This is a genomic window from Neptunicella sp. (genome assembly GCF_048268085.1).
GTDB lineage: Bacteria > Pseudomonadota > Gammaproteobacteria > Enterobacterales > Alteromonadaceae > Neptunicella.
In genome coordinates this window covers 65,182-77,815 of sequence record NZ_JBLWWF010000012.1, presented here as the reverse complement: position 1 = coordinate 77,815, position 12,634 = coordinate 65,182, and the positions used below count along the sequence as shown (strand labels likewise).

The window sequence follows — 12,634 nt, the reverse complement described above, 5'->3', positions numbered from 1 at the left end:
ACCACAGGGGCACGGAGAAAGGAATTTAAAGCTCGTCGATCGAAAAATTCACAACGACAAAGTAGTACTCAAATATATTACTAACTTTCCATTAATGTATTCTGTGAAAAAATAGTACTCTATTATCTGTAAAAAAACAGCTCACTTTCGACTCTGCTCAAACAACCTATTTTTGTGTCAGAATCAGCAAAAAAGCTTACAAATTAAGTGAAAAACTTTTTACGGATATTTTTATTAAAGTAGTCTGGGTCTCTTGCTTCTAATATATCAAAAATACTATCACGTTGAATTAATGTTTTTAAAAAAGGATTTGAAGAAAATAGATCATTCCCCTCTAACTCGCTTTTCAATACTTCAACGAAATCTCTTCCTGATTGTTTTATTTCATCAGAAGGAGCTTCTAATTTATTGTTAAGCTCATAGAGACTTTCTCTTTCTTCTTTACTAAAAGTTCCGTAGATAGTCCCAGAAGCAATTTTTTCTTCCCTAAATTTAGCAATAGCTAAAGTAAAAGCAACAGTGTTTACGTCTTTCAGATCGGAGTTGTTATCCAGTGCATGTTGATAAGCCTCGCCTAAACGAGTTTTATCTTCTTGGCTTAGAAAAGAAAATACATTTCCCCCTCCGGCGCTTATATCTCCGGGGGGAATTTCAGTAATATTTAGCTCTTTCCCAACATCTTGTGAAGCCCTATGGATTTGCTCAGATGTATAACTAATATCTGATTTCGCAGCGATCATACTTGCCGTCTTTTCCAACAACTCAAAGCGTTTATCTACTGATATATAAATAGGGGATGGATGCTCTTTTGCGACCTGTAAAACCTTTTGATAAAGATCATTAATGTCTTGCCCAGTTTGACTAAGTGTAATTTCAGATAATTCAACTTGATAGTCTCCGACCGCCTCTTTGTCAATCACATCTTTTGAGACTATGGCTCTTGAATCAATAGTAACTTTGTCGGTATCTATTAGCATCCTACCCCCTAATTTTATCTTAATCGCTATAAGTGACTGTTATTATGTCGTCAGCTCCACTAGTTCCATAGGCATAATACGTGCCACCAACCAGGGTATAACGTAGCACTATTGTTCCTCTGGGGTCATATCCATTAAAGCCGCTTAATTGACCTGTTTGGAGGTCTGATATATCAAAACATAGTACGTCATTGTAGCCGCTAGGTGTTCTATAACAAATTTCCACTGTTTGCGAATCAAATCCATTGCTATAACCAACCCAATTCCATTCTACATTTGTAATGTGGATGCCTGTTCTTGGTGTCTGCAAATTATAAAACAGGGTTTCAGCATACCCACCACTTCCATAAATTGTATAACGAGGCCTTTCCTCTTCCCAAGAACCTGTTTGAGCATATGCTGAAGTTGCACCTAATAGAGAAAATAAAACCAATATGTTTAATATTTTTTTAAGTTTTCATTACAGTTATCCTTTCAATGAATTAAGAATGTTGACTAAAGACAAAATGCTCTTTACTCACAATCAATCAACTCACGCTGAAAATATTTTATGTTAAATATCATTAACTTATATAACACCATTGATTTGAAACGATTATTTAAAGAGCATGTAATTCCCGTCAGAAAGATTAAATCAGACATCTAGCCGATTAAAAACTGGCATAAATGACAGGGTAAATCAGCTGTCTGGTCATAAGTCTGCAAAAGCATCTGCAACATATAAATTTATTTATGAGAACCTAATATTGTATATATTTCAAATACTTGCTATCCAAAAACTGATCCGGATGTGATCAATGAAGTATTTATGCTAAGAAGGTTAATTTTTTAAACTATTTATCACCCAAAGCTTTCCTACACTAGGCAATAAGTTGCCGGGAACCATTGGTTATGTGCAGAAATACTATTGACGATAAATGAGAGGGTTAACTTAAACACCAGAACAAGAGCATGAGCCTAAGTGTTTTAAGCTGAAGCCGGACTGATGATTTTATGATCTCGGCTCGGTCAGATTATGTTCAAAAGCTGAATGTTTTATGGAATTTTCAATTGAACGGCTCTAACAGCAGCAGATGTTTTATTATTTACATTAAGCTTATTTATCGCATTCGCTATATGAAAACTAATTGTGCGCTTTTTGACATTAAGTATCATGGCGATCTCTTCGGATGTTTTTCCATCAGAACACCATTTTAGGATTTCAATTTCTCTTTTTGTTAGATTTATATCTGGCACTTCAGCAAGCACCACTTTAGTGTATAAATTATGGAACGTAGCGCTCAAAGTAAGCAGGTGAGATTGTAACTGGTGTGAAACATCAATTTGCTTTTTACATGCCATAGTAAAAACGGCAGTATTATGAGGATTCAGTACGGCAGATTGAGTCCATCCACACCTAATCTTGTGAGTAAATGCATTTTCCCAGAAATTCTTTTGTTTAGTTACCTCATTAGCTCTCCATATGAGAGGAAGTGAAGTTTTAAGGCCGTGTATTATCGTTGGGTCTTCTATAGGGTAGTTATTCTTTGCGTACTTTTTTTTCCATTCATCAGGGTAATTACTATAAAATACAAAACTTGGATTACTTACAGGAAAAGCCGCATGAACACTATATGCATAATAGTCAAACCCCAAATATTGAACAATGTCGTTTAGCTTATGGAATAATTGACGACAACTTAATGAAAAAGTTAAATTTTGAACCAATTGAGAGAAACAATCTGAAATAAATACATCCATGTTCTAATAAATTCCGTTTTATTAGTTGTCTTTTTACTCCGATTGAATAGATTAGTCCACCCTTTCTTATCCATTCTTTGGACTGTTGTGGTGATTATATTTTTATCTGTTATCCCCACGTGTTGTTTTATTTGTCACCCCGGTAGTCTTCGTCATACCGGTAATCCTTTGAGCCGGAACGGGGTCCAGTGTGTTTTTCTTTAGCTCGTCGCTCGAAGCTCGCCACTCGTTGCTGAATTATCTTTCCCTCTGTGATCTTTGCGCCTTGGCGTGATAAATGTTTTATTGAAATCGGTTATTAAAACCACAAATAGTACTTGCCTGTAGCGGTGGCATACTTTAGAATCCCGCCTCCAAAAAATGCAACCAGCAGGTTGTTAACTGTAAAACACGTATGGTGTTTGGCTACGGGCCGGATTGCGATACGGGCCAAAATAAAGAGGCTATCCCATGAAAGAAGGTATACACCCGGAATATAACGAAATTACTGCAAACTGTTCTTGTGGTAACAAAATGACTATCCGTTCTACTTGTAAGAATGATTTGTTCCTGGACGTATGTTCAGAATGTCACCCGTTCTATACTGGTAAACAACGTAACGTTGATAGCGGTGGTCGTATCGAGAAATTCAACAAACGCTTCGGTGGTCTTTCTTCTAAGAAGTAAGCTGACAGCATTTGTTAAAAAAGGCGCGTTAAGCGCCTTTTTTGTGTCTGCCAATACCTGCAAAAGTCATCCCTTTAACATCCATATTGCCAAGTGCAATACATTTTAGTCTGCTTCGCTGCGAAAATCGGCTAACCACTCACCCACTGCTTTGGCTTCTTCCTCGTGAGCATCATCACGCCAACCTTCTGCTAATGCAGCTTGATACCATTGCTGCATTGGCGCTAATGCCAATAGGCGTTGTACATATTGATTGGCTTGTTCTGATAATGCCGGCGTATAAGTTTGTGCCCGAAAAGCTAGCGGGGCGTAAAACGCATCAACGGCAGTAAAATGATCACCAGCCAAAAAAGGTCCACCGAATTTATCCAGTCCTTCACACCATAACTGGTCAACTCGTTGCCATTCTGTCAGCAGCTCAGCTTCGGGGGCATACAACTTCACTCGTAAGCCGCAATTCATGCCGCAAATATTGCGGATTTGACCAAAACCGGAATGCATTTCCGCACTGGCACTGCGCGCCCAGGCTCTTGCTACTTTATTCGCAGGCCAAACTGTCGCATGTGATTCTGCCAGATATTCGATAATTGCCAACGAGTCCCAGATGGTGGTGCCATTATCAACCAGACAGGGCACTTTACCGGTAGGCGAGAAAGCATGAAAACCGGCTGGATCCTTTGACAGTCCAAAAGGCACCAATATTTCTTCGAACTCAATGCCCAGCTGCTGCATCAAAACCCATGGCCGTAGTGACCATGACGAGTAATTTTTGTTAGCAATGTATAGTTGCAGCATTTATGGGCTCTCCAAAAAATAAAAGGTCAGTTGTTAGATGGTAATTTGTGCGCTAAATGTTGGCTACTAAAAGAGTAGAGCCACCTTTTCGAGCTTAATTTAATTATATAGAGGGCTGAAGATCGACGTGTTGTTTTATTAATTCCGCAATATTCCGCGCCTGCATTTTGCTCATGACACGACTGCGATGAATTTCAACGGTTTTGATACTAATACCGAGTTGTTCAGCAATTTCTCTATTTACTCGCCCAGCAATGACCAACTGAGCCACCTGTTCCTCCCGTTTGGTCAATGAACGCCATCGTTCAATATGCTGTGTTTGTTGTTTCTCTATAGTACTTTGTTGTGATAAATCACCGAGTATCCGGTCAATCAACCTTAATAATTTATCGTCATCAAAGGGTTTTTCAATAAAATCAACGGCCTTATTTTTCATCGCTTGTACTGCCATAGCGACATCTGCATGGCCGGTGACGATAATGACCGGGAGTGTAATAGCGCGTTGGTTTAACTCTTGTTGCAAGGTCAGCCCGCTCATTCCGTTCATGCGGACATCAAGTAACAAACATCCCTGTATTGAATCTTTATTGTCTGTACAAGCGTGTAAGAAAGCCTCGCCACTTTCATATGCACTAACAATATGGCCAGCTCCTTCCAGCAACCAAACCAGAGACTCTCGAAAGGCGGCATCATCGTCCACAATATAAATTGTCATTGTATTCAAGGCATATACTCTTTTTTGTCAATTGTCATGATATGGGACGCGGCAAAATCACTTGAAAAGTGGTGAATGTACTTTTGTCGGATTTAACGGAAATCTCACCACCATGGGCTTCAATAATGGTACGGGAAATCGATAATCCCATCCCTAAACCCGTTGGTTTATCACTGACATAGGGATCAAATAAACACTGGATCAAACTGTCAGCTATGCCTCGCCCGTGATCTGTCACCAAGAGTGATACTGTTTGCGCATCATACCGGGTTTGGATATGAACACACTTTTCTTCAGCTGAAATGTTGCTATAAGCATCTATTGCGTTACGTAACAGATTGATTAGCACTTGTTCAATCTGCACGTTGTCGGCATCAATTTCTGGTATATCCGAAGCCAAGTCCAGTTGAACCGTGGTTTGGCTATCCTGTAGTTCATGTTGCAGAAAAAATACCACGTCCCGGCATAGAACATTGAGCGAAACTTTGGAACGTTGATAAGGCGTTTTTTTTACCAACGTTCTCAACCGCTTGACAATATCTGCGGCTCGTTGGGTTTGGCGCACAATATTATCAAACACGGAGCGGACTTTCTCAATATCATCTAACGTACCATGCTCTAGATGCCTTAACGCTCCGCGCGCATAATTTAGCGTCGTGGCCAATGGCTGGTTAATTTCGTGCGCCAATCCGGATGCCATTTCTCCCATTGTCATCAATCTGGATGCATGGGCAATTTCTGCCTGATGTTGATGTTTTTCCTGTTCTGCCCGCTTTTGAGCGCTAATGTCCTTAAAAATGAAAACATAGTGATCACCGGTCTCATTGGTACTTTGCTGGGAGTGGATTAATAGCTCTTGCAACACAATGAATCGTTCAGAGAACTGGCTGGATTTAATCGGTAAGTTACCGCGCCAGTTGTCGCTGGACTGGGCAATGTCTGCGGCCAATGCTGTCAGTTTCTGGACGCTTTGGGCGGAAAATAAATGACTCAAATCTATTGGTGTCGATTGTTTGGCGACATCAAAAAATCGCAACGCAGAAGGATTCATATAAGTGATTTGATAACTCTGGTTGCAAAAAACCAGTAGATCCGACGATGCCTCCACTACTTTGGCTAAACGTTGACTCATTTCCTGGGCTTCGACCTGGGCGTTGATATCCCGGGTTACCGCGATGATTTCTTGTAATTCGCCACTATTGTCATCCCGGATTGAACGGTGGGTGCTCTCGACCCAATAATATTTACCATTCTTATGTCGGTGTCGGTAACGAAAGGTGCGAATACCATGTCGATAAATTGCCGGAATTAGCTTGTTTTTCATCGCTTCAGCATCATCCGGGTGAAAATAATCATAAGCCGGTTTACCCATGATCTCTTCAGGCTGATAACCACAAACGACTTTCACCGCGGGATTGACCGCAGTATAAGCCCAGTCGCCAGGGCGATGCGTACTGATCAAATCTCCTGACTGTTCAACTAAAAATCGGTAACGCTCATCACTAAGATCCAACGTATTGATTTCTCTTATTTTTTTAGTCAATAGAATCCCGCAGAAGGTAATAATTAAGTATATACCCTTATATTATTACATTTTTAGACTTGATCAAGATTAGTGAATTACATAAAGTAGGGGTATACCCTTACTTATTTGGTGTTGAACATCCGAATGAACCAAAAACTGTTAAATCTTCGCGATATTGAATTTTTACTCTACGAATTCCTCGACACTGAGGGACTGTTGCATCGACCGCGTTATCAAGAGCATTCGAGGGAAATATTTGATGCCACTTTAGCTACTGCCTGCACTATTGCGGAAAGATATTTTGCTAATCACAACAGTATGGGGGATGCCAACGAACCGTCATTTGATGGACAGAATCTCACCATGTTGCCAGAAACGAAAGAAGCCTGGGATGCATTTGCTGAAGCCGGTTTTTTAGCTGCACACTATGACTTTGAGCAGGGCGGGATGCAGCTTCCCGAGGTTATCCTGCGTGCCTGTATGGCTTATTTCTCGGCCGCCAATATCGCAACAACCGGTTATCCCTTTCTTAGTATTGGTGCGGCAAACTTGATTAATGCATTTGGAAGCGAACAACAGAAGTCCTTGTTTCTCCCCCCAATGCAGGCAGGAATTTACGCAGGTACTATGGCGTTAACTGAACCTGGCCAAGGTTCTGCACTTGCTGATATTAAAACCACGGCAAAATTGGCCGAGGATGGCAGTTATCGACTCTTTGGCCAAAAAATGTTTATTTCAGGTGGTGATCAAAATATCACTGAAAATATTGTTCATCTGGTGTTGGCAAAAATAGAAGGTGCGCCCGCAGGTACTAAAGGTATATCTCTTTTTATATGTCCCAAATATCTGGTTAATGACGATCGCACATTGGGGCAACGCAATGATGTTTCGCTGGCCGGTTTACTGCATAAAATGGGGTATCGAAATACTACGTCCACCGTATTAAATTTCGGCGAAAAACAAGGGGCAGTAGCGTATTTGATTGGGGAACCACACCACGGCCTTTTTTATATGTTTCAAATGATGAATGAAGCGCGGATTGGTGTTGGGCTTGGCGCTGCCGCTTTAGGTTATCAAGGTTTTAACTGCTCACTCAATTTTGCTCGGGAGAGACCGCAAGGGCGTTTACCTTCAAATAAAAACCCACAATCCAGGCAAGTAAATATTATTCAACATGCTGATGTGCGCCGTATGCTGCTAGCACAAAAGGCTTACAGTGAAGGGGCACTGGCGATGTGTCTTTACGCCAGCTCGTTATTTGAAGATATACATACTGCCGACAATCAACAGCAGCGCCAGCGGGCTGGTTTAATACTTGATCTTATTACACCAATAGTGAAATCCTGGACCGCTAAATATTGTTTAAAAGCCAATGAATTGGCCATTCAGGTATTGGGTGGTTCCGGCTACATTCGGGAATATCCGGTGGAGCAATACTACCGCGACAATCGCCTAAATCCGATTCATGAAGGCACTGAAGCCATTCATGGCCTCGACCTGCTGGGACGAAAAGTCATTGTCAATAATGGCCAGGGCTTAACGTTATTGAGCAATGAAATTTTAACCACAATCAACAAGGCAAATAATCTGGATCAAACCGCGCCTCTGGCCTTTGCACTGTCAAAGGCGCTAAACGCGCTAAATGATGTAACCAGCATATTGTCGGCCGAATTAGCCGAATCACCTGATTTAACGCTTGCTAATGCGACGGTTTATCTGGATGTGTTTGGCTGTGTTGTCGCCAGTTGGATATGGCTTAGACAGGCATTAAAAGCCACTGAAGCCTTGACCACCAAAACGCTGCATGAAAATGACCACCGTTTTTATCGCGGCAAGTTGCAAGCGGCACGCTATTACATGCAATGGGAGTTACCCAAAATCTACCACCAAGTAGCGTTATTAAAAGGATTCAACCAGATACCCTACCAAATGCAGGACGAGTGGTTTTGATATGTTGCTCTTTTGTTGTTTAACCACACCTCATCATTCCAATCAAAAGGCTTATTCATGACGGCGCTGATTAATTACTCTGTTGAAGAAAATATTGCTGTAATCAGTTTACAGAGTCCACCGGTAAACGGATTAGGCCAAAGGCTACGGGCAGCGATTTTTAACGCTTACCTGCAAGCCAGTAAAGACAGCAAAGTTGAAGCTATTGTTATCGCTTCAACGGCGAATGTTTTTTGTGCCGGGGCGGATATTAGTGAATTTGGTACCGAGCAGGCACTGGCTTCTCCCAGTCTGCCGGATTTATGCCATGTAATAGAGGACTCAAGCAAACCGGTTATTGCGGCGGTCAACGGCATGGCACTGGGTGGTGGCTTTGAGTTGACACTCGCCTGTGACTTTATTATTGCACTACCACAAGCACAATTTGGTCTACCTGAAGTCAAACTGGGCATTTTGCCCGGAGCCGGGGGAACTCAGCGTTTACCACGCATTGCGGGTGCAGAACTGGCGTTGCAAATGATGATCTCGGGCACCCCCATTTCGGCAGAAAAAGCGTTAGCTGCAGGGATTGTCGATTGCGTTCATGCTGGCGAAAGTGATTTTATTGATATGGCAATCGGTTATGCGCAGCACTTGATCGATGCCGATATAGTATTACGAAATTGTGCCAGGCTAAAGGTTGATACAAGCCAACTGCCAGACAATTTTTTCAGTGGTTTTCGCGCCAGCATTGCCCGTCGTAGTCGCGGATTTATGGCGCCAGAAAAGATTATTCAATGTGTACAGGCCGCTTGTGAATTACCTTTTTCAGCAGGATTACAACTCGAAGCCTCGCTTTTTCAGGAGTGCATACAATCACCCCAAGCCAGAGCTCAGCAACATATCTTTTTTGCTGAACGAGCAGCCAAAAAAGTACCGGGTATCAAGCCTGGCACCGCCAGTCGTGACATAAATAAAGTGGCGGTGATTGGCGCCGGCACGATGGGAGGAGGCATTGCAATGAATTTTGCCAGTGCCGGTATCGCTACCCTAATACTGGATCTGAGCGAACAAGCACTAGAGCGGGGCCTTAATACGATTAAAAGTCATTATCTGGCTAGTGTACAAAAAGGAAAATTGACAGAAGCACAGATGGAACAGTGCTTGTCAAAGCTTGCGGTTAGCACAGATTATAATGACATTCAGGACGCCGATCTGGTTATCGAAGCCGTTTTTGAAGAGATGCAAATTAAGCAACGTGTGTTTAAAAAGCTTGATGAAATCTGCCAGGCCGGTGCGATATTGGCAACCAATACATCCACCCTCGATGTAAACGACATTGCCGCGGTAACGCAACGTCCGTCCGATGTGATCGGTTTACACTTTTTTAGTCCGGCCAATGTGATGCGTTTGCTGGAAATTGTGCGTGGCAAACACACCGCCGATGATGTCATTGTGTCCATGATTAGTATGGCCCAGCGTATTAACAAAGTACCGGTCGTGGCTGGAGTATGCTGGGGGTTCATCGGTAATCGTATGTTAGAACCTTATGCCCGTGAAGCGTCACGTTTGATACTTGAAGGTGCCAGTCCCGAGCAAATTGACAATGTTCTGTGTCAATTTGGTATGGCAATGGGTTTTCCCAGCATGATCGATCTGGCCGGAATTGATGTTGGCTATCTGACCCGTCAGGGTAATAAACAAGCGTTTTACGCTCGTGATCCCAGTTATGCCGCTATTTGTGACAAGCTATATGAGCTGGGTCACCACGGACAAAAAACAGCGCGGGGATTTTATCTTTATGATGGCCGCGACAAGCGCGCCAACACACAGGTTACTCAGTTAGCTGCACAACTGGCTCAACAGTATGGAATTAAACAGCGTCAAATCCCGGATCAGGAAATTTTGCAGCGCACCCTCTACATGCTAGTAAACGAAGGGGCTCAGGTGCTTGATGAAGGGATCGCATGTCGTTCCAGCGATATCGATACGGTTTATTGTAATGGATACGGATTCCCCACTTTTCGTGGTGGGCCGATGCAATATGCGGATGAAATTGGTCTGGACAACATCCTCAGTGCTATTAACCGATACCAAATTGAGTTGGGAGAATATGGGCGACAATGGTTTACACCGGCCCCCCTGCTAGAAAAATTGGTAGCCGAGGGCAAATCGTTCAAAACATACATAAATAATGAATCACACTGACTTTGTGTTATCCCTTTACACAAATAAAATCGACAAGGAACAGGAACAATGAAAGAAGCCGTTATCGTTTCCACTGCACGTACCCCGATTGGTAAAGCTTACCGAGGCGCGTTTAACAATACCAAATCGCCTACATTAATGGCCCATGCCATTCAACATGCCGTTGAACGCTCAGGCATCGATAAATCAGAAATTGACGATGTCATCATTGGTTCGGTACTAAACAGTGGCAGTGCGGGAATGAATATAGGCCGCATGGCGTCACTCGCCGCGGGATTGCCGGTGACCGTTTCTGGGCAAACTATTGATCGCCAATGTTCGTCGGGTTTAATGGCCATTGCCACTGCAGCCAAACAAATTATTGTTGATGGCATGAATGTGGTTGTCGCTGGTGGGCAGGAAAACATTTCTGAAATCCAGCAAGCCTATTTTGATTGGGTCGGAAAGTCTCAAGATCCCAATGTCATTAACCATGCTCAGCACGCTTATATGCCGATGTTGCTCACCGCAGAGCATGTGGCAAAAAAATACAATATATCGCGGGAAGCACAGGACCAATACGCATTGCAATCTCAGCAGCGGACAGCGGCGGCTCAAGCCTCCGGGAAGTTTGACGACGAAATTGTGCCGTTCAGCACCACCAAAGTCATTATTGATAAGCAATCTAATCAACAATCCTTTGAACAGGTGACACTCAGCAAAGATGAGGGGAATCGTCCTTCAACCACTTATGAAAGCCTGCAAGGTTTAAATCCCGTGGTTGACAATGGTGTGATCACAGCAGGTAACGCCAGCCAGCTTTCGGATGGCGCTTCGGCAGTGGTTGTGATGGAAAGCAAACTTGCGGAACAACGTGGATTACAGCCGCTGGGGATATACCGAGGCATGATGGTCGCAGGTAATGCTCCTGAAGAAATGGGCATTGGTCCTATTTATGCGGTCCCTAAGTTGCTCAAGCAACATGGTTTAACGGTCAACGATATTGGCTTGTGGGAGCTCAATGAGGCCTTTGCTGTTCAAGCCTTGTATTGTCGTGATCACTTGGGCATCGACCCAAGTATTTATAATGTCAACGGTGGTGGTATTTCAGTTGGTCATCCCTACGGAATGACAGGCTCAAGGTTGGTCGCTCACGCATTGATTGAAGGTAAGCGTCGAGGGATTAAATATGTGGTGGTGACCATGTGTGTTGGTGGAGGCATGGGGGCGGCCGGGTTATTTGAAGTAGCCTGATACACACGTTGAGGGCGTGATGCCCTGACTTGGTTTTTATTAAGGTAATTTTATGGATCAGAACATCTTCTCATTAGCCGAAAAAGTGGCTTTAGTGACAGGCGCATCAAGTGGAATAGGACATTGCGTAGCGAAAGGTTTGGCTGCTGCAGGCGCCACGGTTGTTGTGGCTGCCCGCCGCACTGAACGCTTACATGCGTTGGTATCCGAAATTGACAAGGCCGGCGGTAAAGCTCTTGCGGTGACGATGGACGTGACAGATCGTGACAGCGTTAATTCCGCATTCGAAACAGCTGAATCACAAGTTGGGACGATTAATGTCATCGTCAACAATGCCGGTGTTGCGGATACCAACAATTTCCTAAAAATCACAGACCAATCCAGAGATTTTGTGATGAGCACTAATTTTAATGGTGTTTGGAACGTGGCACAGGAGGCTGGTCGGCGATTAGTAGAAGCGCAGCAGCCTGGCAGTATTATTAATATTGCCTCCATTTTGGGGTTGACCAGCAAACCGGGACAGAGTGCATATTGTGCATCTAAAGGCGCTGTTATCCAGCTCACTCGCGCATTGTCTGTTGATTTGATGAAACATCATATACGGGTTAATGCGGTGGCACCGGGGTGGTTTAAAACGGAAATCAATGACGCGTACTTTGAGACCCAGGCTGGACAAGAATATATCCAGCGGATGCCTGCTCGGCGCTTAGGTCAATTAGAGGAGCTTATCGGCCCGATTATCATGCTGGCCAGTGATGCGGGTTCGTTTGTCAATGGTGCTGTGTTGCCCGTTGATGGCGCCATCCATGCCTGCGGTATTTAAGCAGATAAATTTAACCAGAGTAA

Annotated in this window: 11 protein-coding genes; 5 read left to right on the top strand and 6 right to left on the bottom strand. The window is 43.3% G+C overall.

Annotated elements, in window-relative coordinates:
• Positions 1-203 precede the first annotated feature (203 nt).
• From ACTD55_RS11165 to ACTD55_RS11155, 3 genes are all read right to left on the bottom strand, one after another.
• Positions 204-977, bottom strand: a complete 774-nt coding sequence (locus ACTD55_RS11165; RefSeq protein WP_438864408.1) for a hypothetical protein — start codon at positions 975-977, stop codon at positions 204-206.
• 19 nt (positions 978-996) lie between these two features.
• Positions 997-1,410 carry a hypothetical protein gene (locus ACTD55_RS11160; RefSeq protein ID WP_438864407.1) on the bottom strand — a complete coding sequence of 138 codons (414 nt, stop codon included), beginning with the start codon at positions 1,408-1,410 and terminating at the stop codon, positions 997-999.
• Between the two features lie 602 nt (positions 1,411-2,012).
• A complete protein-coding gene (locus ACTD55_RS11155; protein ID WP_438864406.1) occupies positions 2,013-2,717 on the bottom strand; it encodes an autoinducer binding domain-containing protein in 705 nt (234 codons plus the stop codon).
• Between the two features lie 450 nt (positions 2,718-3,167).
• Between ACTD55_RS11155 and rpmE the strand changes: the two genes are divergently transcribed.
• Positions 3,168-3,383: a 50S ribosomal protein L31 gene (gene rpmE, locus ACTD55_RS11150; protein WP_438864405.1), complete on the top strand. Its 216-nt coding sequence runs from the start codon at positions 3,168-3,170 to the stop codon at positions 3,381-3,383.
• A 105-nt stretch (positions 3,384-3,488) separates the two neighbouring features.
• Here the strand turns inward: rpmE and ACTD55_RS11145 are convergent, their stop codons facing one another.
• From ACTD55_RS11145 to ACTD55_RS11135, 3 genes are all read right to left on the bottom strand, one after another.
• Positions 3,489-4,178, bottom strand: a complete 690-nt coding sequence (locus tag ACTD55_RS11145) for a glutathione S-transferase family protein (protein ID WP_438864404.1) — start codon at positions 4,176-4,178, stop codon at positions 3,489-3,491.
• A gap of 103 nt (positions 4,179-4,281) precedes the next feature.
• Positions 4,282-4,893, bottom strand: coding sequence for a response regulator transcription factor (locus ACTD55_RS11140; protein WP_438864461.1), 612 nt, complete (start codon positions 4,891-4,893; stop codon positions 4,282-4,284).
• Positions 4,894-4,927: 34 nt separating this feature from the next.
• The gene (locus ACTD55_RS11135; protein WP_438864403.1) at positions 4,928-6,436 is read right to left on the bottom strand and encodes a PAS domain-containing sensor histidine kinase; all 1,509 of its coding nucleotides are present in this window, start codon (positions 6,434-6,436) and stop codon (positions 4,928-4,930) included.
• Between the two features lie 126 nt (positions 6,437-6,562).
• Here ACTD55_RS11135 and ACTD55_RS11130 point away from each other — a divergent pair, with 126 nt between their 5' ends.
• From ACTD55_RS11130 to ACTD55_RS11115, 4 genes are read left to right on the top strand one after another with little or no spacing between them, the layout of a single operon-like run.
• Entirely contained in the window at positions 6,563-8,368 is a 1,806-nt protein-coding gene (locus ACTD55_RS11130) for an acyl-CoA dehydrogenase (RefSeq protein ID WP_438864402.1), read from the top strand.
• A 57-nt stretch (positions 8,369-8,425) separates the two neighbouring features.
• Positions 8,426-10,555 carry a 3-hydroxyacyl-CoA dehydrogenase NAD-binding domain-containing protein gene (locus tag ACTD55_RS11125; RefSeq protein ID WP_438864401.1) on the top strand — a complete coding sequence of 710 codons (2,130 nt, stop codon included), beginning with the start codon at positions 8,426-8,428 and terminating at the stop codon, positions 10,553-10,555.
• A 48-nt stretch (positions 10,556-10,603) separates the two neighbouring features.
• The gene (locus ACTD55_RS11120) at positions 10,604-11,788 is read left to right on the top strand and encodes an acetyl-CoA C-acyltransferase (RefSeq protein WP_438864400.1); all 1,185 of its coding nucleotides are present in this window, start codon (positions 10,604-10,606) and stop codon (positions 11,786-11,788) included.
• A 52-nt stretch (positions 11,789-11,840) separates the two neighbouring features.
• Positions 11,841-12,611, top strand: a complete 771-nt coding sequence (locus ACTD55_RS11115; protein WP_438864399.1) for an SDR family NAD(P)-dependent oxidoreductase — start codon at positions 11,841-11,843, stop codon at positions 12,609-12,611.
• Positions 12,612-12,634 lie beyond the last annotated feature (23 nt).

Coding starts and splice junctions, on each gene's coding strand:
- ACTD55_RS11165 (WP_438864408.1), bottom strand. CDS start 977: ATGCTAATAGATACCGACAAAGTTACTATTGATTCAAGAGCCATAGTC.
- ACTD55_RS11155 (WP_438864406.1), bottom strand. CDS start 2,717: ATGGATGTATTTATTTCAGATTGTTTCTCTCAATTGGTTCAAAATTTA.
- rpmE (WP_438864405.1), top strand. CDS start 3,168: ATGAAAGAAGGTATACACCCGGAATATAACGAAATTACTGCAAACTGT.
- ACTD55_RS11145 (WP_438864404.1), bottom strand. CDS start 4,178: ATGCTGCAACTATACATTGCTAACAAAAATTACTCGTCATGGTCACTA.
- ACTD55_RS11140 (WP_438864461.1), bottom strand. CDS start 4,893: ATGACAATTTATATTGTGGACGATGATGCCGCCTTTCGAGAGTCTCTG.
- ACTD55_RS11130 (WP_438864402.1), top strand. CDS start 6,563: ATGAACCAAAAACTGTTAAATCTTCGCGATATTGAATTTTTACTCTAC.
- ACTD55_RS11125 (WP_438864401.1), top strand. CDS start 8,426: ATGACGGCGCTGATTAATTACTCTGTTGAAGAAAATATTGCTGTAATC.
- ACTD55_RS11120 (WP_438864400.1), top strand. CDS start 10,604: ATGAAAGAAGCCGTTATCGTTTCCACTGCACGTACCCCGATTGGTAAA.
- ACTD55_RS11115 (WP_438864399.1), top strand. CDS start 11,841: ATGGATCAGAACATCTTCTCATTAGCCGAAAAAGTGGCTTTAGTGACA.